The following is a 20,364-nucleotide window of genomic DNA, read 5'->3' on the forward strand; positions in this document are numbered from 1 at the left end:
GATTCACTTCCGTACGGCCTCCAGCCGCACCGCGCACGCCTTGAACTCCGGCATCCGGGAGGTCGGGTCGAGCGCCGGGTTGGTCAGGGTGTTGGCGCGGCCCTCGCCGGGCCAGTGGAAGGGCATGAAGACGGTGTCCGGGCGGATCGAGGTGGTGATGCGGGCCGGTGCCACCGCGCGGCCCCGGCGGGAGACCACCGCGACCGGGTCGCCCTCGGCCGCCCCGAGCCGCGCCGCGAGGCGCGGGTGCAGCTCCACGAACGGGCCCGGCGCGGCGGCGTTCAGCTCCGCCACGCGGCGGGTCTGGGCGCCGGACTGGTACTGGGCGACGACCCGGCCGGTGGTCAGCAGCACCGGGTACTCCTCGTCCGGTTCCTCGGCGGAGGCGCGGTGCGAGACGGGGACGAACCGGGCCCGGCCGTCCGGGGTGGCGAACCGGTCGAGGAAGAGGCGGGGAGTGCCGGGGTGGGCGGCGCCGGCGGCCTCCTCGTCCGCGGACTCGTCCTGGGGGCACGGCCAGAACACCCCGTTCTCCTTCGCCAGCCTGCGGTAGGTGATGCCGGAGTAGTCGGCGGGCCCGCCCGCGCTGGCCCGGCGCAGCTCCTCGAAGACCTCCTCGGCGTCGGTCGGGAAGCCCTTCTCCACGCCGAGCCGGCCGGCCAGTTCGTGCATGACCTCCAGGTCGCTGCGGACGCCGCCGGGGGCGGTGATCGCCTGCCGCCGCAGCAGGACACGCCCTTCGAGGCTGGTGGTCGTGCCGGTCTCCTCCGCCCACTGCGTCACGGGCAGGACGACGTCGGCGAGGGCCGCCGTCTCGGACAGCACGACATCGCACACGGCGAGGAAGTCGAGCGACTTGACGCGCTCCTCGACATGCGCGGCGTGCGGCGCCGACACCACCGGGTTCGACCCCATCAGCAGCAGGGACTTGATGTCCGTGCCGAGGGCGTCGAGCAACTCGTAGGCGCTGCGGCCCGGTCCGGGCAGGCTGTCGGGGTCCACGCCCCACACCTCGGCCACATGGCGCCGTGCCGCCGGATCGTCCAGCTTGCGGTAGCCGGGCAACTGGTCGGCCTTCTGGCCGTGTTCGCGCCCGCCCTGGCCGTTGCCCTGCCCGGTCAGGCAGCCGTATCCGGACAGCGGGCGGCCCGCCCGGCCGGTGGCCAGGCACAGGTTGATCCAGGCGCTCACCGTGTCGGTGCCCTTGGCCTGCTGCTCGGGCCCGCGCGCGGTCAGCACCATCGCGGCCTCGGGCTCGCAGAACAGCCGTACCGCCTCGCGCAGTTCGGGAACGGACACCCCCGTGATCCGTTCCACGTACTCGGGCCAGTGCGCCATCGCCGCGGCCCGCGCCTCCTCCCAGCCGGCCGTACGGTCCTGGACGTAGGCCTCGTCGACCCGGCCCTCGGCCACGATCAGATGCAGCAGGCCGAGTGCGAGGGCGAGGTCCGTGCCCGGGCGGGGCGCGAGGTGCAGGTCGGCCTGCTCGGCGGTCTTCGTGCGGCGGGGGTCGACGACGATCAAAGTGCCGCCGTTCTCCCGGAGTTCGCTGAAGAACCGGAGTGACGGCGGCATCGTCTCGGCGAGGTTCGACCCGACGAGGATCACGCAGCCGGTCCTCGGTATGTCCTCCAGCGGGAAGGGCAGCCCGCGGTCCAGCCCGAAGGCCCTCGTGCCGGCGGCCGCCGCCGACGACATGCAGAAGCGGCCGTTGTAGTCGATCTGCGAGGTGCCGAGCACCACCCGGGCGAACTTGCCCAGGGTGTACGCCTTCTCGTTCGTCAGACCGCCCCCGCCGAAGACGCCGACCGCGTCCGGGCCATGTTCCGTACGCGTCCGGCGCAGTCCTTCGGCGATACGGTCCAGTGCCTCGTCCCAGGTGGCGGGCGTGAGGGTGCCCTCGGAGCGCACCAACGGGGAGGTCAGGCGCACCCGGGACGAGAGCACGGCCGGTGCCGTACGGCCCTTGCCGCACAGTGCGCCCCGGTTCACCGGGAAGTCCGCGCGCTCACTCACCTCGACCGTGCCGTCCGGCGCGGGCGTGAGGTTCATCCCGCACTGCAGGGCGCAGTACGGGCAGTGCGTGGGCGTCGCGGTGGTCTGCATGCCACCCAGCGTGCTTCGGCCGTGTTACATACGGGACGGCCCCCTGTTACGCCGGCGGGACGGCGGCCTCCCCCTGTCGGGCCGCCCGGCGTGAGGGGCGCCGCGACCGCCTCGTCACCGGGCGGTCGCCAGCGCCGCCGGCACCCCCGCCTCCTTCGGCCCGAGGAAGCGCGGGTCCGGCTGGAACACCGCGTCCAGCGCCGCCTTGCCCGCCGCGAAGATCTCGCGGGTGCCGCCGTAGTACCAGGTCACGTCGTGCTTGTCCTGGACCCCGATGCCGTACGACCGCACGCCCGCCGCCTGGCACAGCGCGACCGCCCGCCGGATGTGGAAGCCCTGGCTGATCAGCACCGCCCGGTCGACGCCGAAGATCTTCTTCGCGCGGACGCAGGAGTCCCAGGTGTCGAAGCCGGCGTAGTCGCTGACGATCCGCCCGTCGGGGACGCCGTGCCGGGTCAGGTAGCCGCGCATGGCGTCGGGCTCGTCGTAGTCCTTGCGGCTGTTGTCGCCGGTGACCAGGACGACCTCGACGCGGTTCTCGCGGTACAGCCGCGCGGCCGCGTCCAGGCGGTGGGCGAGGTAGGGGGAGGGCTCTCCGTCCCACAGGCCCGCGCCGAACACGACGGCGACCTCGGTGCGGGGCACGTCCGCCGTGGTGCGCAGCCGGTCGCCGGTGACCGTGTACATCCAGGTCGCCGGCAGCAGCGCCAGCACGCACCCGGCCATCACGGCCTGGACCAGCCGCCGGCGGCCGGTACGCGTGCGTGGCAGCCGAGGTCTGCGCAACGTGGGTCGGCGCATCGGACGGTCCCTCCCGTGTGGCCTGCGAAGTCCGTGTGTCGACAGTCAGAGACGTCCTGTCAGGCCGCGCGGTTCGCGCGCACACTAAGTGACCAGTCTCACTCGGAGAGTGAAAGCCCAGGCCGCGTCGCCTCACAAACCCCACAGGTCCCACGGTGAACAGCCGGAAAGCGCCCGTCATTCCGGCGCAACGGATCGGCAACCTGCGGCACCGATCATGTGTCCATGACGCCGTCGAACCCTCCTCGCGACGAGTCCATGACCGAGCCCGGTGCGGCCGTGCAGTTCCAGGCGGCCCACCTCGGCAGCACGGCCCATCTCATGGACCGGATCAGCACGCAGCTCGCCAGTCAGCTCAGCCTCGTCTCGCTCAACGGCAGGCGGCGCCCCGGCCCTCCCGCCCTCGTGGTCGTGGCGCACGGCAGCCGTGACCCGCGCGCCCTGAAGACCGTCCAGGCGCTTGTCGACCGGATCCGGGACGAGCGCCCCGGCCTGCGCGTCCACCTCGGCCACATCGAACTGAACGAACCGCTCCTGCCCGACACCCTCGCCTCCCTCGGCACCGGCGAGGCCGTCCTGGTCCCGCTGCTGCTCGGCCGGGGCTACCACATCAAGCGGGACATCCCCGAGATGGCCGCCGCCTCCGACGCGCACACGCGCGTGGCCGGTGCCCTCGGCCCGCACCCGCTGCTCGTGGATGCGCTGTACTCCCGCCTCGTCGAGGCCGGCTGGCGCACCCGCATGGACGAGGCGGCCCGCCGCAGGAGCGCCGTGGTCCTCGCCGCCGCCGGCTCCCGCGACCCGGAGTCGAAGGTGGACACGGGCCGTACGGCCCAGCTGCTCGCCGACCGCCTGGGTGTCCCGGTGGTCCCCGCCTACGCCACCACCGCCGCACCGGCCGTCCCGGACGCGGTGCGCGCCCTGGCCGCGAGCGGCCGCCACCGGGTCGCCGTCGCCTCGTACTTCACGGCGCCGGGCCGCTTCGCCACCGAGTGCGCCCAGGCGGCCCCGTGGATCGCCTCGGCCCCGCTGGGCACCCACCCGGCGATGGCCCGCCTCGTCCTGCACCGCTACGACCAGGCACTGGCGACGCCCGGCACGGTGACGCGGGCCGAACTCGCCTCGGCCTGAAACGGTCACCGACGTCCCGATTGTCGGTGCCGGGCTTTACTGTCGGGTGCATGGAAGGCAGCGCAGGCATCGCACCGCAGGCTTACGAGAACCACCTCCCGCCCCCCGGGTACGACGCGCCCGCGGTGGAGCGCTGGGCACCGGAGCCCGACAAGCGCCCCGGACGCACCGCCTTCCAGCGCGACCGCGCGCGGGTGCTGCACTCCGCGGCCCTGCGCCGGCTGGCCGGCAAGACCCAGGTGGTCACCCCCGGGACCCGCAGCCAGGCGTGGGACGCCAGCCCGCGTACGCGACTCACCCACTCCCTGGAGTGCGCCCAGGTCGGCCGTGAGCTCGGCGCGGCCCTGGGCTGCGACCCGGACCTGGTGGAGGCCGCCTGCCTCTCCCACGACCTGGGCCATCCGCCCTTCGGTCACAACGGCGAACAGGCGCTGAACGAATTCGCCGAGGACGTCGGGGGCTTCGAGGGCAACGCCCAGTCGCTGCGGCTGCTCACCCGCATCGAACCCAAGCGCTTCACCGACGGCGGCTCCCGCTCCGTCGGCCTCAACCTCACCCGCGCCACGCTGGACGCGGCCACCAAGTACCCGTGGCCGCGCGGCGCCCACCCCACCGACCCCGGCTCCCGGAAGTTCGGTGTCTACGAGGACGACCGCGCCGTCTTCGACTGGGTCCGCAAGGAGGCCCCCGGCCCCCGTGCCACCTTCGAGGCCCAGGTCATGGACTGGTCGGACGACGTGGCGTATTCGGTGCACGACGTCGAGGACGGCCTGCACGCCGGCCACGTCGACCCCAACTGCCTGCACGCCGAGCCCGAACGGCAGGCGGTCTTCGCCGTGGCCGTCGGCCGGTACGTGCCCGCGGACACCGACCCCGCCGAGCTGTCCGCCGCCCTCGACCGCCTCCAGGACCAGGCGTGGTGGCCGCACGGCTACGACGGCTCGGCGGCCGCCCAGGCCCGCCTCAAGGACGCCACCAGCCAGCTCATCGGCCGCTTCTGCCTCGCCGCCGAGGCCGCCACGCGCGCGAGGTACGGCTCCGGGCGCCTGAGCCGCTACGACGCCGAGCTCGTCGTCCCGCACGAGACGCGGCTGGAGTGCGCGGTCCTCAAGGCCGTCGCCGACCGCTACGTCATGCAGCGCGCCGAGCAGGAGCGGCTGCGGGCCGACCAGCGGATCGTGGTGGCCGAGCTGGCCGAGGCGCTCACCCTGCGCGCCCCGGACGGCCTGGACCCGCAGTTCCGCGCCCTGTTCGACCAGGCCGGCGACGACCGTGCCCGCAAGCGCGTCGTCGTGGACCAGATCGCCTCTCTCACGGACGCCTCGGCCCGGTCGCTACACGCGCGCCTGACGGGGCATCCATGAGACTGGCGGGACGCGGGTGACACCAAACACGCCCGAATGTGACCCTCCGTGGCCTGATCGGGCCACTCCCTCTTCCCCCATCACGCTGCGTGCGGGACGCTCGCATGTGGCGGCACCCTTAAGAGGAGGCATCAAGTGGTCGACGCGGATCAGACATTCGTCATCGTCGGAGGCGGCCTCGCCGGCGCGAAGGCGGCCGAGACGCTCCGGGCGGAGGGCTTCAGCGGGCGGGTGATACTGATCTGCGACGAACGCGACCACCCCTACGAGCGCCCGCCCCTCTCCAAGGGCTACCTGCTGGGCAAGGAGGAGCGCGACAGCGTCTTCGTCCACGAACCGGCCTGGTACGCCCGCAACGACATCGAGCTGCACCTCGGCGAGACCGTCGAGGCCATCGACCGCACGGCCAGGACGGTCCGCTTCGGCGGGGACGGCACGCTCGTCCGCTACGACAAGCTGCTGCTGGCCACGGGAGCGGAGCCGCGCCGGCTGGACATCCCGGGCACCGACCTCGCGGGCGTCCACCACCTGCGCCGCCTCGCCCACGCCGAGCGGCTCAAGGGCGTCCTGGCCGCCCTCGGCCGGGACAACGGCCACATCGTGATCGCCGGAGCGGGCTGGATCGGCCTGGAGGTCGCGGCGGCGGCCCGCGAGTACGGCGCCGAGGTGACCGTCGTGGAGCCCGCGCAGACCCCGCTGCACGCCGTCCTCGGCCCCGAACTCGGCAGCCTCTTCGCGGACCTGCACCGCGAGCACGGCGTCCGCTTCCACTTCGGCGCGAAGCTCACGGAGATCGTGGGCCAGGACGGCATGGTGCTGGCCGCCCGCACGGACGACGGCGAGGAGCACCCCGCCCACGACGTCCTGGCGGCGATCGGCGCGGCCCCGCGCACCGGCCTCGCGGAGGCGGCCGGCCTGGAGATCGCCGGCCGCGAGCACGGCGCCGGCATCGTGGTCGACGAGCGGCTGCGCACCTTGGACCCCGACATCTTCGCGGCCGGTGACGTCGTCTCCTTCCCGCACGCCCTGTTCGGCACCCGCCTGCGCATCGAGCACTGGGCCAACGCCCTCAACGGCGGACCGGCGGCCGCCCGCGCCATGCTCGGCCGGGACGTCACCTACGACCGTGTGCCCTATTTCTTCTCGGACCAGTACGACCTGGGGATGGAGTACAACGGCTGGGCGCCCCCGGGCTCGTACGACGAAGTGGTGATCCGGGGAGACGCCGGAAAGCGTGAGTTCATCGCGTTCTGGGTCAAGGACGGCCGGGTGCTGGCCGGGATGAACGTGAACGTGTGGGACGTCAAGGACCCCGTCCAGCAGCTGATCCGCTCGAAGACACGGGTGGACACGGAGGCGCTGGCGGACCCGCACGTTCCGCTCGCAAGCCTCGTCTCCTAGATGTCACAGCACCCCCGTGCTGTGACTCCCGGGGGCAACCCCCGGACCCCGGCCGAACGCGGAGGCGCCCCAGGAGTGTCAGTTCTGCCCCGTAGAATCACCACGTGGCAGGACGGATCAACGACGAGGACGTGAAGGCGGTACGGGACGCGGTCCCGATCGACGCCGTGGTGTCCGAGTACCTCCAGCTGCGCAACGCGGGTGGCGGCAACCTCAAGGGCCTGTGCCCGTTCCACGACGAGAAGTCGCCGTCCTTCCAGGTCAGCCCGAGCAAGGGACTCTTCCACTGCTTCGGCTGTCAGGAGGGCGGCGACACCATCACGTTCGTGATGAAGGTCGACCACCTCACGTTCTCGGAGTCGGTCGAGCGCCTGGCCGCCCAGGCCGGCATCACGCTGCGGTACGAGGAGGGCGGGTACAACCCGTCCCACCAGCGCGGCGAGCGCATCCGCCTGGTCGAGGCCCACAAGATCGCCGCGCAGTGGTACATGGAGCAGCTGGCCACCGGCCCCGAGGCCGACACCGGCCGCGCGTTCCTCGCCGAGCGCGGCTTCGACCAGGCGGCCGCCGAGCACTTCTCCGTGGGCTACAGCCCCCAGGGCTGGGACCACCTCACCCGCTATCTGCGCGGCAAGGGCTTCACCGACAAGGAACTGCTCCTGTCCGGTCTCGCCCAGGAGGGCCGCCGCGGCCCCATCGACCGCTTCCGCGGCCGTCTGATGTGGCCGATCCGCGACATCGGCGGCGACGTCGTCGGCTTCGGCGCCCGCAAGCTGTACGAGGCGGACAACGGCCCGAAGTACCTCAACACCCCCGACACCGCGATCTACCGGAAGTCCCAGGTCCTGTACGGCATCGACCTCGCCAAGAAGGACATCGCCAAGGCGTCCCGCGCGGTGGTCGTCGAGGGCTACACCGACGTCATGGCCTGCCACCTGGCCGGCGTGACGACGGCGATCGCCACCTGCGGCACGGCCTTCGGCGGCGACCACATCAAGATCCTGCGCCGGCTGCTGATGGACAACGGCAGCGCGCGCGTGATCTTCACCTTCGACGGCGACGCGGCCGGCCAGAAGGCGGCCCTGCGCGCCTTCGAGGACGACCAGAAGTTCGCCGCCGAGACCTACATCGCGATCGCTCCGGACGGCATGGACCCCTGCGAGCTGCGCCTCGCGAAGGGCGACGACGCGGTGACGGACCTGGTCGAACCCCGCACCCCGCTCTTCGAGTTCGCGCTGCGCCAGATCGTCGTCCGCTACGACCTCGACACCCCCGCCGGCCGCGCCGCGGCCCTGGACGAGGCGGCCCCGATCGTCGCCCGCATCAAGAACAGCGGCGCCCAGCACGAGGTCGCCGTGCAGCTCGCCGGCATGCTCGGCATCCTCGACACCCAGTTCGTGGTCAAGCGGGTGGCCCAGCTGGCCCGTTGGGCCCGCGACCGAGGCGGCAAGGGCGGCCCGGCCCCGTCGGCCCGCGGCCCGCAGGGGTACGAGGCGGCCCCCCGCCCCAGGAACTCCGGCCCCGCCCTCAACCTCCGCAACCCCGTCTACGCCACCGAACGCGAACTGCTCAAACTGGCCCTCCAGCAACCTGAGTTGGTCTCCCCGGCCTTCGACGCGTACGGCATCGACGAGTTCACCGCCGCGCCCTACGCCGCCGTACGCCAGGCGGTCATGGAGGCGGGCGGCGCCGAGGACGGCACGCGGGACGCCCAGGAGTACCTGGTCCGGGTCCGCGAGGTCGCGCCCGACGACGCCGTCCGTGCCATGGTCACCGAGCTCGCCGTCGAGCCGATCATGCGCCGCACGGTGGACGAGGCGTACGCGGGCATGGTGCTGGTCCAGGTCAGGCGCCGTGCCGTGGAGCGCCGTATCCGCGACATCCAGTCGCAGATGGCCCGGGTCTCCGCGGGCGGAGATCCGGCGCAACTGGCTGCGGTACAGAACGAATTGTGGGTACTCCAACAGTATGACCAGGCGCTGCGGGAGCAAGGAGCCGCGGCGCTCTGAGCACAGCCGTACGGCTGGGTAACCGCGCGGTCACGGCACGATTGCAAAAAGTCACCGCACGCCCCTCGTGGCGGCGATGTGTCGTACTCCACACTGGGTTCCGGTGCCTGAGTCCTCGGAGCGCGGCCGATCCGTCCCACACGGGTCCCACAACCCCGCGGTTCCGCTCATCGCGTACGGGACGGACAGCGGCGTGGCCGCAGACTCCGCCCCCGAAGTACCGCTGCCGCACACCTCTGCAGCGATCATCCTGGAGGTCGCCCCCGTGCAGACCCAGACCCTCACCCAGACCGACGCCAGTACGGACACGGAGCCGGACGCCGAGACCGAGGTTCTGGTCGCGGTCCCCCCGCAGAACCGTGTCATGCACCACCCCGAGGCGGACCCGGAGGGCGCGCCCGAGCCGGCCGAACCGCCCGCCGGGGCGCTGGAGACCGAGGCCACCGAGCCGGTGGAACCTCCCGTCGTGGAGCGGGCCCGCGCCGACACCAGCGGCCCGTCCTCCGACCTGTTCCGCCAGTACCTGCGCGAGATCGGCCGTATCCCGCTGCTCACCGCGGCCGAGGAGGTCGAACTCGCCCGACGGGTCGAGGCCGGCCTGTTCGCCGAGGAGAAGCTGGGCAACGCCCCTTCTCTCGACAGCCAGTTGGCCCTCGACCTGGACCGCCTGGTGGTCATGGGCCGGATGGCCAAGCGCCGCCTCATCGAGGCGAACCTGCGCCTCGTGGTCTCCGTGGCCAAGCGGTACGTCGGCCGCGGCCTGACCATGCTGGACCTGGTCCAGGAGGGCAACCTCGGGCTCATCAGGGCGGTCGAGAAGTTCGACTACGCCCGCGGCTACAAGTTCTCGACGTACGCGACCTGGTGGATCCGCCAGGCCATGTCGCGGGCTCTAGCCGACCAGGCCCGTACGATCCGCGTCCCGGTCCATGTCGTCGAACTGATCAACCGGGTCGTCCGCGTCCAGCGCCGCATGCTGCAGGAGCGGGGCTACGAGCCGACACCGGAAGAGGTCGCCGCCCACCTCGACCTGGCGCCAGAGCGGGTCAGCGAGGTGCTGCGGCTGGCCCAGGAGCCCGTCTCCCTGCACGCCCCCGTGGGCGAGGAGGACGACGTGGCCCTCGGCGACCTGATCGAGGACGGCGACGCGACCTCACCGGTGGAGTCGGCGGCGTTCCTGCTGCTCAGGGAGCACCTGGAAGCCGTGCTCTCCACGCTCGGCGAGCGTGAGCGCAAGGTCGTACAGCTCCGCTACGGCCTGGCCGACGGCCGCCCCCGCACGCTGGAGGAGATAGGCCGCATCTTCGGCGTGACCCGGGAACGGATACGGCAGATCGAGTCGAAGACCCTGAACAAGCTCCGCGACCACGCCTTCGCGGACCAGCTGCGGGGATACCTGGACTGAGCCGTCCGAGCTGACAGAGAAGGGGGGGCCGCCTCCCGGCGGCCCCCCTCACAGCTGATCGACCGGCACCGTTAGTCCACCTCGGCCACAGCCTGGGCGAACTGCGCCTTGTACAGCCGCGCGTACGCCCCGTCCGCCGCCAAGAGATCCCCGTGCGCGCCCTGCTCGACGATCGACCCGTTCTCCATGACGAGGATCGTGTCCGCGTCCCGGATGGTCGACAGCCGGTGCGCGATCACGAACGACGTGCGCCCGTGCGCGAGTTTGGCCATCGCCTTCTGGATCAGCACCTCGGTGCGGGTGTCCACGGAGCTGGTGGCCTCGTCGAGCACCAGGATCACCGGGTCGGACAGGAACGCCCGCGCGATGGTGATGAGCTGCTTCTCACCGGCGCTGACCCCCGTGCCCTCGTCGTCGATCACGGTGTCGTACCCGTCGGGCAGCGTACGGACGAACCGGTCGGCGTGCGCGGCCCGCGCCGCCTCCTCGATCTCGCCCCGGGTGACCTCCCGGGACGCGCCGTACGCGATGTTCTCCGCGATCGTGCCGCCGAACAGCCACGTGTCCTGCAGCACCATGCCGATCCCGGAACGCAGTTCGTTCCGGGACATGGACGCGATGTCGACGCCGTCGAGCGTGATCCGCCCGCCGGAGACGTCGTAGAACCGCATGAGCAGGTTCACCAGGGTGGTCTTGCCCGCGCCCGTCGGGCCGACGATCGCGACCGTGTGGCCCGGTTCGGCCTTCAGGGACAGGTTCTCGATCAGCGGCTTGTCGGGGTCGTAGCGGAAGGAGATGTTCTGCAGCTCCACCCGCCCACGCAGCTCCTCGGGCCGCCGGCCCTCCACCGGATCCGCCTCCTGCTCCTCCGCGTCCAGGAGTTCGAAGATCCGCTCGGCCGAGGCGACACCCGACTGCACCAGGTTGGCCATCGACGCGACCTGCGTCAGCGGCATCGAGAACTGCCGCGAGTACTGGATGAAGGCCTGCACGTCACCGATGGACAGGGCGCCCGAGGCGACCCGCAGACCGCCGACGACGGCCACCAGCACGTAATTGAGGTTCGACACGCACATCATCAGCGGCTGCATGATCCCGCTGTTGAACTGCGCCTTGAACCCGGCCTCGTACAGCGCGTCGTTCTGCTCGGCGAACTGCTGCGCCGACTCGTCCTGCCGCCCGAACACCTTCACCAGCGTGTGGCCGGTGTACATCTCCTCGACGTGGGCGTTCAGCTTGCCGGTGGAGCGCCACTGCTGCACGAAGTGCGGCTGCGAGCGCTTGCCCACGCGCGTGGCGACGACGAACGACAGCGGCACGGTCACCAGCGCGACCAGCGCCAGCAGCCACGACACCCAGAACATCACCGCGAGCACACCGATGATCGTCAGCAGCGAGTTGATGAGCTGGCCCATCGACTGCTGCAGCGTCTGCCCGATGTTGTCGATGTCGTTGGTCGCGCGGGACAGCACCTCACCGCGCTGGCGCTTGTCGAAGTACGACAGCGGAAGGCGCGACATCTTCGTCTGCACGTCCTCGCGCATCCGGAACATCGTGCGGTTGACCGTCCGGTTGACCAGCCGCGTCGCCACCGCCATCAGCAGGCCGGCGACCGCGAACGTGCACAGCGCCAGCAGCAGTACGCGGCCCACGGCGTCGAAGTCGATGCCCTGGCCCGGTGTGAAGTCGGTGCTGCGGAGCATGTCGGCGACCTGCCCCTGGCCCCGCGCCCGCATCGAGTCGAGGACCTGCTCCTTGGTCGCACCGGCCGGCATCTGCCGCCCGATGATTCCGGAGAAGACCAGGTCGGTGGCCTTGCCGAGGATCTTCGGCCCGATCACGTTGAGGCCCACGCTGACCACCACGCACAGCAGCAGCGCATAGATGGTGAGACGTTCCGGCTTGAACTGGGAGATCAGGCGTTTGCCCGAGACCTTGAAGTCCATCGAGTGGTTGTCCGGGCCGCCGCCCTGGCCCATCATCCGCGCCATCGGCCCGGCCATCAGGCAGCCTCCGCTTCCGTCAGCTGGGAGAGCACGATCTCCCGGTATGTCTCGTTGTCGGCCATCAGTTCGTGATGACGGCCCGTGCCGACGATCCGGCCCTCGTCGAGGACCACGATCCGGTCGGCGTCCCGGATGGTCGCCACCCGCTGGGCGACGATCACGACGGTCGCCTCCGCGGTCTCCTCGGAGAGCGCCGCCCGCAGCGCGGCGTCGGTGGCGTAGTCGAGGGCGGAGAAGGAGTCGTCGAAGAGGTAGATCTCCGGGCGCTGGACGAGCGTGCGGGCGATGGCGAGCCGCTGGCGCTGGCCGCCCGAGACGTTCGTACCGCCCTGCGCGATGGGCGCGTTGAGCCCGCCCTCCAGCTCGGTCACGAAGCCCTTGGCCTGCGCGACCTCCAGCGCCTGCCACAGCTCCTCGTCCGTGGCGTCCGGATTGCCGTAGCGCAGATTGGTCGCCACGGTGCCCGCGAACAGGTACGGCTTCTGCGGTACGAGCCCGACCGTCTTCGCCAGCAGCTTCGGCTCGAGGGAGGCGACGTCCGTGCCGTCGACGAGGACCTCGCCGTCGGTCGCGTCGAACAGCCGCGGGACCAGCCCGAGCAGCGTGGACTTGCCGCTGCCGGTCGAGCCGATCACGGCGGTCACCTCGCCGGGCCGTGCCACCAGGTCGATCGCCGTGAGGACGGGCTCCTCGGCACCGGGATAGCGGAACCCGGCGTTACGGATCTCCAGGTGCCCGTGCCGGCGCAGCTCGGTGACCGGCGCCACCGGCGGCACCACGCTGGAGGAGGTGCCGAGGACCTCCTGGATCCGCTCGGCGCACACCTCCGCGCGCGGCACCATCATGAACATGAAGGTGGCCATCATCACGGACATGACGATCTGCATGAGATAGGCGAGAAAGGCGGTCAGATCGCCGATCTGCATGCCGCCGCTGTCGATGCGGTGCGCACCGAACCAGACCACGGCGATCGACGACAGGTTCACCACCGTCATCACGATCGGGAACATCAGCGCGAGCATGTTGCCGGTCTTCAGCGACATCTCGGTGAGATCGGCGTTGGACTTCCGGAACCGGTCCTTCTCGTAGTCGTCCCGGACGAAGGCGCGGATGACGCGGTTGCCGGTGATCTGCTCGCGCAGCACCCGGTTCACCGTGTCCAGCCGGGTCTGCATGGAACGGAACAGCGGCCGCAGCCGCCGCACGATCAGGGTCACGCAGATGCCCAGGGTGGGCACCACCGCGACCAGCACCGCTGACAGCGGCACGTCCAGACCGAGCGCCAGCACGATGCCGCCCACGCACATGATCGGCGCGGACACCATCAGCGTGAACGTCATCAGGGCCAGCATCTGGACCTGCTGCACGTCATTGGTGGTGCGGGTGATCAGCGACGGCGCGCCGAAGTGGCCGACCTCCCGCGAGGAGAAGGACTGCACCCGGTCGAAGACGGCGGCCCGGACGTCCCGGCCGAGCGCCGAGGCGGTCCTGGCGCCGAAGTAGACGGCACCGATGTTGCACACGACCTGCGCCAGCGAGATGCCGATCATCAGGGCGCCGAAGGAGAGGATGTAACCCGTGTCACCCTTCACGACGCCGTTGTCGATGATGTGCGCGTTGAGCGTGGGCAGGTACAAGGTGGCGCAGGTCTGCAGGAACTGCAGCAGCACCAACAGGGCGATGGGTTTCTTGTAGGGCCTGAGATAGGTCCGCAGTAGTCGTATGAGCACGCTACGTCTCTCGGAGTCGGCGATGGGGCGGGCTTGATGCCCGAGGCTCCTATCGTCGGACACTCCACCCGTGTTACCTCAACCGATTAAGCCGACAGCAGTGAGGTTTACCGTCTTACGGGCGGAAAGCTCCAGGGTGTGTCTGATCCCTCACGGAAACGAACTGCTGCCGCACCGCCTGACCCACCGCCAGCTCGCCGCCGGGCTCGAGAACCTGCGCCGCCGCGCCCTGCCAGGCCGGCGGGTTGCGCGGGTCGAGGGTGCCCTGCGAGGAGCCGAGCGCCCAGGCCGCCTGCCGGGCGGCACCGATCGCCGCGTAGTCCGCGGGCTGCGGCACCACGACCTGCGCCCCGAACAGCATCGGCGCCGCAGCCTGCACGGCGGGCAGCTCGGCGGCCGCCCCCAGCAGGAAGACCCGCCGTACCTCGACGCCCCGCCCGCGCAGCACGTCCAGCGCGTCCGCGAGCCCGCACAGCATGCCCTCGAACGCCGCCCGCGCCAGGTGCTCCGCCTTCATCGACTCCCGCCGCAGCCCGGCGAGGGTGCCCGCGGTGTGCGGCAGGTTCGGCGTCCGCTCACCCTCCAGATACGGCAGGAGTACGAGTCCGTGCGAGCCGGGCGTCGACTTCAGCGCCAGATCGGACAGACTCTCCAGGTCGGGCAGCCCGAGCAGTTCGGCCGTCCCGCGCAGGGCCCGTACGGCGTTGAGCGTGGTGACGACGGGCAGATGCATGCCGGTCGCGTCCGCCAGGGAGGTGATCATCCCGCTGCTGTCGAAGAGGGCCTCGGGATGGACCGCCATCACGGAGCCGGAGGCGCCGAGCGACACCACGGCGTCACCGAGCCCGATGCCGAGCCCCAACGCGGCGGCCATGGTCTCGCCGGTCCCCGCCGAGATCAGCAGCCCCTCGGGGGTCGTACCGGCCGGGTCGGACGGCCCGATCACCTCGGGCAGCATGACCTGGTGACCGAGCGCCAGCTCGACGAGATCGGTGCGGTAGGAGCCGGTGGCCGCCGACCAGTACCCGGTCCCGGAGGCGCCGCCCCGGTCGGTGGTCCGGCGCACGGGCCGACCCAGCAACTGCCACACCAGCCAGTCGTGGGCCTGCATGAGCATCGCGGTGCGCAGGGCCGCGTCGGGCTCGTTCTTCGCCAGCCAGCGCAGCTTGGTCACCGGCTGCGCGGCCTGCGGCACGCACCCCACCGCCTGCGCCCACGCCTCGCGCCCGCCGAGCGCGTCGATCAGATCGGCCGCCGCGACCTGCGCCCGCTTGTCCCCGCCGACCATCGCGGGCCGCACGGTGCCGCCCTGGGAGTCGAGCGGCACGAGCGAGTTCGCCTGCGCCGACACGCCGATGGCCTGCACGCCTTCGAGAAGTCCGCCGCCGGCCGCCTCACCGAGGGAGAGCAGCCAGGCCTGCGGGTCGACGTCGGAGGGCCGTCCGCCCCCGCCGTCGACACCCTCGATCGGATGCGGGGCGTACCCCTGCCTGAGCACGGCGCCCGTGTCCGAGTCACAGACGACGATGCGAGTGAAATCGGGCGCACTGTCCAGCCCGGCGACTATCCCCATGACCAAAATTCTATGGGCCCTGCGGCGCGACGGCGCGTGGCCTCACAGGCCCCTCGCAGCCGAGGAGAAACCATGTGCCGCTGAGGGCGCCGGCTAGGTGTTGCTGGTGCCCCAGTCGTCCTGTGCCGCGCCGTCGCCGCCGCGTTCGCGAAGGGAGCGCACCCGCTGGGTCACCGAGTCCGGCACGCGGTCCCCGACCTTGTCGCTCACCACGTGGTACGCCTTGCCCGCGAACTCGCGTCCCTGCTGCGCCGCCGACTCCGCGGTGTTGCGGACGGCGGGGTTCTGCGCGACCTGACGTGCCGACTTCTTCAGCTGCTCGTAGCGCTCGCGCCCGGCGCGCGTGCCCAGTACGTAACCAAGGGCCAGTCCGACGACGAACGTCAGCTTGTAGCGCATGGCGGCCACCCTCTCCTAGTGCAGGTCTTCGGCGCGGTGTCGGTGCCGGGGGAACCGATTGGCGGAGCACCCCCCTGCTTGCGCTAATGTATGTGTCGCAGCGAGCGCCCGCCCCCTGGCGAATACCCAGGTAGGTACGTTCGATGCAACGAGGCATTCCTCCGTAGCTCAATTGGCAGAGCAGCCGGCTGTTAACCGGCAGGTTACTGGTTCGAGTCCAGTCGGGGGAGCTCGGTCCTCCGTAGCTCAATTGGCAGAGCAGCCGGCTGTTAACCGGCAGGTTACTGGTTCGAGTCCAGTCGGGGGAGCATGCTGAACGAGGACCCCTCCGGGGTCCTTTTTCATGTCCGGCCCCGCGCCCGGGAACCGTGCAGGTCACGGCGGAGTCCTCAAGGGCAGGCGAAGTCGACCATACGAAGCAGGAGATCGTATGAGCGGCTATGCTGCGGCAGACGGCGCGCACAAATGTGCGCGACACGCCGCTATGGGGCGGTAGCTCAGCCGGTTAGAGCAGCGGACTCATAATCCGTCGGCCGTGGGTTCGAGTCCCACCCGCCCCACCACACATCATCGGTGCAGAATCGATATGACCTGTGCGGACCTTACAGGCGGCGGACAACAGACAGGCGGTCAGCCCTGAGGCTGACCGCCTGTCTGTTGTCCGTTGACGAGCCGGGCCTCGACTAGAAGGCCTTGTTGTCGCAACCCATCTTCGAGCCGAGCTGCGCGTTCTGGGCCGCCGGGTCGCCCTCGCCGTTGAGGCCGTTGCCGAGCACGCCGTCGAGCAGCCCGACCGTGCCGAGGATGTCGATGTTCAGGTCGTGGGACCGGCACGTGGTGCTCTGCTGGACGCTGAGCTGGCCGCCGGCGGCGACGCCGCCGCCCTGGCCCGTGCCGTCGGCGTGTGCGGTGCCGGCGGCCAGGATGCCGATGCTGCCGAGGGCGGCGAGCAGGACGGCGGCCTTGTGAAGCTTGTGCATGTCATCTCCGGTGAAGAGGTAGATGCGAGACGCGAAGGATCGACTCCTTACAGCCACCGGAGATTAGTGACAAACGGCCCAAATTATCCCAGGGCGCGCCGGTCCACATCTTGAGCGTCGGCAAGGTTCTCGGGGCGTAACACCCGTGCACGGGCTGGGGTACTCCTCAACGGGCCTGTCTGCGAACGGAGTTGAGCGACAGCCGTGGTGCGGACGGCCGTTGGGTGCGATGTGGCACCCGGGTGGCTTGTGAGTGCGGTGAGTTACGCCGTTTCGCCGCGCAGGCCGTCGCGCAGCCGCCGGAGGTCGTCGGCATGGCGGCCCAGGCCGTTCAGGCGCAACCGCGCGGCCTCGGTGCGGGAGGTGGGGTGGAGCGTGAAGGCGAGGTTGAGGGACTCGCGGAGCATCCAGAGGTCGTAGGCCAGCAGACGGGCCGCGTGGGCCTGGACCGCCACCAGGTCCGGCTCGGTGAGCTGCAGGTCCTGCAGGCGGGAGCGCAGGCGATGCAGGGTGATGCTCTGCCGGCCGCAGGAGCGGGCCGTCTGGCGGGAGACGGGGCCCGGTTCGCCGCAGGCCGCCACCGCCGCGTCGGCCGGCGCCTGCGCGGTCACCGCTTCGTCCAGGACCGAGAGCAGGCCGTGCAGCTGGGCCGGGCGCGAAGGGCGGGCCGGGGCGGGGTGGTGATGCAGGCGCGCGAGAGTCCGCATGGCACGGTGCCACGGGACGGTGCCCGGCGGAGGGCGTCTGCGCATGGCCCCAGTGTGCGCCTCGGCGGCCGGTCCCCGGCAGCCCCCGGTACGGGGCCGCCGGTCAGGGAGCGGTCGAACGGCGTTCCTCGTCGGTCAGGGGCGGGCCCTGAAGGTGCGGCCCGCGCGGACCGAAGCGCAGGGGGATCAGCATGTCCGGCGAGAAGAGACGCGGCGCCGGCTTCGACAGGCTCATGACGTCCAGGAGGGCGCCCAGCGCACGGGGGTTGCGGGCGCCGGTGGCGACCGCGCGGTCGATGAAACGGGTCAGGCCGCGTTCCACCGTGGTCGGGGGAGCGGTCTTGGCGCCCGGGTGGAACACGTCCTGGCCGACGGCCAGGTTCCAGGGCGGCGCCGACCGGGCGGGCCGCTGCGCGCTGGAGGCGGCGGGCGGTGCCCGGAGCGGTGAGCGCGGTGGAGCGCAGGACGGCGCGGACGGCGAGCGCGCACCGGGCGGCGACGGTGACACCGTGGCCGTAGACCGGGTGGTGGCCGGCGATCGCGTCGCCGAGGACCGTGAAGCCGTCGGGCCAGGACAGCATCTTCTCGTAGTAGCGGCGGCGGTTGGCCGTGCTGCGGGTGGTCGCGACACCGCCGAGCGGCTCGGCGTCCTTGATCAGTTCGCCGATGACGGGGTCGCCGAGGGTGAGCGCGAAGTGCGGAGGCTGTCCCTCTCCAGCACTTCGTGCGCCGGCGCCTCGTGCGGGACCGCCGAGCGGATGACGCCCTCGAGCAGGCGGTCCAGCTGCTCCGGGGTCATCGCGCCGTGGCGTCGCAGGTCCGCGGCCCGCACGCCGTACCGGTCCATCAAGGCCCGTACGGGATCCGGCTGTTCGGAGCGGCGCTCCAACGTCCGCAGGGCGGGCAGCAGTACGTGTTCGAGGGCGTCGGCGGCCGGTGCGGTGAAGAACGCCTCGCCGCCCTCGACACCGAAGAACTCCACCAGGCCATGCAGGAATTCGACGCTGGGCACCTTCTTGCCGGCGCAGACCTGGCGGGCCCAGTACTCCGAGACGCCCAGGTGCTCGCGCACGTCGGCCGCGAGATCCGACATCCGGCCGCCGGTACGGGCCAGATGGGCGTCGGCGAGGGTTCTCAGGCGGGCGCAGACACGGTCGTTGACCTTGTCGGCCGGGGTGGCGCCGCCCGACAGCAGGATGCGCACGGTGCCTTCGGGCAGGGCCGTCCTGGCGGCCAGTTCGCGCGGGTCGAGCAGGTCCGACGGGGTCAGGCCCTGCTCCTCGGCGAGTGTCTCGAGACGCCGAAGGGTCTCGGGGAGATGTGTGGGCGGCTCCACCATGTGCTTCGTCATGCGTTCCCTGAGCCCGGGGTCGACAGCTGTGTGTGGCGCCTCGCAGCCTAGAGGTACTTTCGCCTCTCTCAACGATCGTTTATCGGCCAAAAAACGATCGTTGAACGGTCAGCGGGTTACAGGGGGCGGGCCGCAGGAGAAGAAGAGAGGGAGAGGCGCCTAAGGGGCGCCTCCTCCCTGGGGAGTAGCGGACGGCGGGCCCGCTCCTGCTGCGGAGGCAGTGCAGATGCCTCCGTGGGCACGATGTGCCGGAGGGCCGCGCGGACCAGGCTGGTTCACATCAGCCAGCAGGCCGACAGACCCGAGGAGGGCGTCATGAACCGCCAGATCCGCGTCCGCGTCATCCGCCGGCCCAGCTCGCCCCGCGACACCCCGATCGACCGCAGGACGCCTTCGGGACGGGTGCTGCCGTACTGAGACGGGTGCCGGCGTACTGAGACGGTCCCTACGTACTGAGGCGGTGCCTACGTACTGAGACGTCTGCCGGCGTACTGAGAGGTCAGCGCAGACAGTGCGCGATCGCGGTGCGCAGGGCCAGGCGCAGTTCCTCGGGTGGATCCGTGCCGTCGCCCCCCGCGACCGCCGTGACCGTCGAGGCGACAATGCGCAGCTTGGTGTTGGAGATCTGGGAGGCCTCGCGCAGGATGTTCCACGCCTCGTCGGCGGTGCAGGAATGGGTGGCCATCAGAACGCCGCGCGCCTGGTCGACGACCGGGCGGGAGACGATCGCCTGGCGCAGCTGACGGACCTCCTCGCGCAGGCAGTCCAGCTGCTCCTCGCGCTCCAGGGCCACCGCCGAGGCGGCGGGGGAGCCGGGTTCCCGGGCGGCCGAGTGTTCCGTCCGGTGCAGAGGGTCCTTGGTATCCAGGCCGGCGAGCTCCAGGATGCGGCGCGGCTGGCCGCTCCAGTGCGCCGTCCGCACCGTTATGCGGTGCCGGTGGCCGTAGGAGCACAGAAGACTCAGGAACTGCAGGCCCGCCGTGTCCATGAAGACGACCCTGCGCATGTCCATGTCGAGCCGGCTGGTGTCCGCGGGCAGGTCCTGCAGAGTCCTGGACAGAGTGTCCGCACATCCGTTGACGAGTTCTCCGCGCGGAGTGAGAACGGCCCGGCCCGCGTCCACGCGGCCGTCAATGACCAGGGTGTTCGGCCGCCTCGCGAGATGTGGGTGTGTCGCTGAGGTCATGTCCCCGCCTCGATGGTCGCCGACCGCGCACGTCACGTGATTCACGCGTGTGACGTCACGTGTCCTGTCGCCGCCGGCTTCCGGCCGGGGAGCCACCGTGGACTCAGCTCCGCGGGGACCCGGCGGTGCTTCCTTTCGCATGGCCCCGTCTTCGCCCGGTAAACCTGGATCCGGGAATGCCGGGCGGCCTTCGCGGCACGGGAATGCCGGCCGTG

General features: G+C 71.2%; 16 protein-coding genes and 3 tRNA genes. 8 read left to right on the forward strand and 11 right to left on the reverse strand.

Annotated features, from left to right (window positions below; all coding sequences use genetic code 11):
* Positions 1–3 precede the first annotated feature (3 nt).
* The gene (locus tag ACGFYN_RS07380; protein ID WP_393864779.1) at positions 4–2,106 is read right to left on the reverse strand and encodes a molybdopterin oxidoreductase family protein; all 2,103 of its coding nucleotides are present in this window, start codon (positions 2,104–2,106) and stop codon (positions 4–6) included.
* A 114-nt stretch (positions 2,107–2,220) separates the two neighbouring features.
* Positions 2,221–2,907 (reverse strand): vancomycin high temperature exclusion protein, encoded by a 687-nt coding sequence (locus ACGFYN_RS07385; RefSeq protein WP_393864780.1) that lies wholly within the window; start codon positions 2,905–2,907, stop codon positions 2,221–2,223.
* 258 nt (positions 2,908–3,165) lie between these two features.
* Between ACGFYN_RS07385 and ACGFYN_RS07390 the strand changes: the two genes are divergently transcribed.
* The 5 genes from ACGFYN_RS07390 to ACGFYN_RS07410 all read left to right on the forward strand — a co-directional run bounded on the left by ACGFYN_RS07390 (position 3,166) and on the right by ACGFYN_RS07410 (position 10,217).
* Positions 3,166–4,038, forward strand: coding sequence for a sirohydrochlorin chelatase (locus ACGFYN_RS07390; RefSeq protein WP_393864876.1), 873 nt, complete (start codon positions 3,166–3,168; stop codon positions 4,036–4,038).
* A 50-nt stretch (positions 4,039–4,088) separates the two neighbouring features.
* Entirely contained in the window at positions 4,089–5,402 is a 1,314-nt protein-coding gene (locus ACGFYN_RS07395; RefSeq protein ID WP_393864781.1) for a deoxyguanosinetriphosphate triphosphohydrolase, read from the forward strand.
* Positions 5,403–5,537: 135 nt separating this feature from the next.
* Positions 5,538–6,803 (forward strand): NAD(P)/FAD-dependent oxidoreductase, encoded by a 1,266-nt coding sequence (locus ACGFYN_RS07400; protein ID WP_393864782.1) that lies wholly within the window; start codon positions 5,538–5,540, stop codon positions 6,801–6,803.
* Positions 6,804–6,907: 104 nt separating this feature from the next.
* Positions 6,908–8,812 carry a DNA primase gene (dnaG, locus tag ACGFYN_RS07405; RefSeq protein WP_393864783.1) on the forward strand — a complete coding sequence of 635 codons (1,905 nt, stop codon included), beginning with the start codon at positions 6,908–6,910 and terminating at the stop codon, positions 8,810–8,812.
* A 103-nt stretch (positions 8,813–8,915) separates the two neighbouring features.
* Entirely contained in the window at positions 8,916–10,217 is a 1,302-nt protein-coding gene (locus ACGFYN_RS07410; RefSeq protein WP_393864784.1) for a sigma-70 family RNA polymerase sigma factor, read from the forward strand.
* A gap of 71 nt (positions 10,218–10,288) precedes the next feature.
* Here ACGFYN_RS07410 and ACGFYN_RS07415 read toward each other — a convergent pair whose 3' ends face one another.
* From ACGFYN_RS07415 to ACGFYN_RS07430, 4 genes are all read right to left on the reverse strand, one after another.
* Positions 10,289–12,220, reverse strand: coding sequence for an ABC transporter ATP-binding protein (locus ACGFYN_RS07415; protein ID WP_393864785.1), 1,932 nt, complete (start codon positions 12,218–12,220; stop codon positions 10,289–10,291).
* Positions 12,220–13,953 (reverse strand): ABC transporter ATP-binding protein, encoded by a 1,734-nt coding sequence (locus ACGFYN_RS07420; protein WP_393864786.1) that lies wholly within the window; start codon positions 13,951–13,953, stop codon positions 12,220–12,222. The genes ACGFYN_RS07415 and ACGFYN_RS07420 overlap by 1 nt, the downstream gene beginning before the upstream one ends.
* Positions 13,954–14,068: 115 nt before the next feature.
* Positions 14,069–15,526 carry an FGGY family carbohydrate kinase gene (locus ACGFYN_RS07425; RefSeq protein ID WP_393864787.1) on the reverse strand — a complete coding sequence of 486 codons (1,458 nt, stop codon included), beginning with the start codon at positions 15,524–15,526 and terminating at the stop codon, positions 14,069–14,071.
* A gap of 93 nt (positions 15,527–15,619) precedes the next feature.
* Positions 15,620–15,925: a YtxH domain-containing protein gene (locus ACGFYN_RS07430; protein WP_393864788.1), complete on the reverse strand. Its 306-nt coding sequence runs from the start codon at positions 15,923–15,925 to the stop codon at positions 15,620–15,622.
* Positions 15,926–16,082: 157 nt separating this feature from the next.
* On the opposite strand from ACGFYN_RS07430, the gene ACGFYN_RS07435 reads away from it, so the two are divergent.
* The 3 genes from ACGFYN_RS07435 to ACGFYN_RS07445 all read left to right on the forward strand — a co-directional run bounded on the left by ACGFYN_RS07435 (position 16,083) and on the right by ACGFYN_RS07445 (position 16,488).
* Positions 16,083–16,155, forward strand: a tRNA-Asn gene (locus ACGFYN_RS07435).
* Between the two features lie 5 nt (positions 16,156–16,160).
* Positions 16,161–16,233, forward strand: a tRNA-Asn gene (locus tag ACGFYN_RS07440).
* A 178-nt stretch (positions 16,234–16,411) separates the two neighbouring features.
* Positions 16,412–16,488, forward strand: a tRNA-Ile gene (locus tag ACGFYN_RS07445).
* A gap of 120 nt (positions 16,489–16,608) precedes the next feature.
* Here the strand turns inward: ACGFYN_RS07445 and ACGFYN_RS07450 are convergent.
* The 5 genes from ACGFYN_RS07450 to ACGFYN_RS07470 all read right to left on the reverse strand — a co-directional run bounded on the left by ACGFYN_RS07450 (position 16,609) and on the right by ACGFYN_RS07470 (position 20,149).
* Entirely contained in the window at positions 16,609–16,905 is a 297-nt protein-coding gene (locus ACGFYN_RS07450; protein WP_393864789.1) for a hypothetical protein, read from the reverse strand.
* Between the two features lie 263 nt (positions 16,906–17,168).
* The gene (locus ACGFYN_RS07455; protein WP_393864790.1) at positions 17,169–17,657 is read right to left on the reverse strand and encodes a hypothetical protein; all 489 of its coding nucleotides are present in this window, start codon (positions 17,655–17,657) and stop codon (positions 17,169–17,171) included.
* A 58-nt stretch (positions 17,658–17,715) separates the two neighbouring features.
* Positions 17,716–18,120, reverse strand: a complete 405-nt coding sequence (locus ACGFYN_RS07460) for a hypothetical protein (protein ID WP_393864791.1) — start codon at positions 18,118–18,120, stop codon at positions 17,716–17,718.
* Between the two features lie 147 nt (positions 18,121–18,267).
* Complete coding sequence (locus ACGFYN_RS07465) at positions 18,268–18,963, reverse strand: hypothetical protein (RefSeq protein ID WP_393864792.1); 696 nt, start codon at positions 18,961–18,963, stop codon at positions 18,268–18,270.
* A gap of 499 nt (positions 18,964–19,462) precedes the next feature.
* On the reverse strand, positions 19,463–20,149 hold the full coding sequence (locus ACGFYN_RS07470) for an ANTAR domain-containing protein (RefSeq protein WP_393864793.1): 687 nt from the start codon (positions 20,147–20,149) through the stop codon (positions 19,463–19,465).
* Between the last annotated feature and the right edge of the window lie 215 nt (positions 20,150–20,364).

The organism is Streptomyces sp. NPDC048419 (assembly GCF_043200415.1).
Classification (GTDB): Bacteria; Actinomycetota; Actinomycetes; order Streptomycetales; family Streptomycetaceae; genus Streptomyces.

Excerpts from the sequence above, each read along its gene's own strand:
- ACGFYN_RS07380 (WP_393864779.1), bottom strand. The coding sequence starts at position 2,106 with ATGCAGACCACCGCGACGCCCACGCACTGCCCGTACTGCGCCCTGCAG.
- ACGFYN_RS07385 (WP_393864780.1), bottom strand. The coding sequence starts at position 2,907 with ATGCGCCGACCCACGTTGCGCAGACCTCGGCTGCCACGCACGCGTACC.
- ACGFYN_RS07390 (WP_393864876.1), top strand. The coding sequence starts at position 3,166 with ATGACCGAGCCCGGTGCGGCCGTGCAGTTCCAGGCGGCCCACCTCGGC.
- ACGFYN_RS07395 (WP_393864781.1), top strand. The coding sequence starts at position 4,089 with ATGGAAGGCAGCGCAGGCATCGCACCGCAGGCTTACGAGAACCACCTC.
- ACGFYN_RS07415 (WP_393864785.1), bottom strand. The coding sequence starts at position 12,220 with ATGGCCGGGCCGATGGCGCGGATGATGGGCCAGGGCGGCGGCCCGGAC.
- ACGFYN_RS07425 (WP_393864787.1), bottom strand. The coding sequence starts at position 15,526 with ATGGGGATAGTCGCCGGGCTGGACAGTGCGCCCGATTTCACTCGCATC.
- ACGFYN_RS07430 (WP_393864788.1), bottom strand. The coding sequence starts at position 15,925 with ATGCGCTACAAGCTGACGTTCGTCGTCGGACTGGCCCTTGGTTACGTA.
- ACGFYN_RS07450 (WP_393864789.1), bottom strand. The coding sequence starts at position 16,905 with ATGCACAAGCTTCACAAGGCCGCCGTCCTGCTCGCCGCCCTCGGCAGC.
- ACGFYN_RS07455 (WP_393864790.1), bottom strand. The coding sequence starts at position 17,657 with ATGCGCAGACGCCCTCCGCCGGGCACCGTCCCGTGGCACCGTGCCATG.
- ACGFYN_RS07465 (WP_393864792.1), bottom strand. The coding sequence starts at position 18,963 with ATGACGAAGCACATGGTGGAGCCGCCCACACATCTCCCCGAGACCCTT.
- ACGFYN_RS07470 (WP_393864793.1), bottom strand. The coding sequence starts at position 20,149 with ATGACCTCAGCGACACACCCACATCTCGCGAGGCGGCCGAACACCCTG.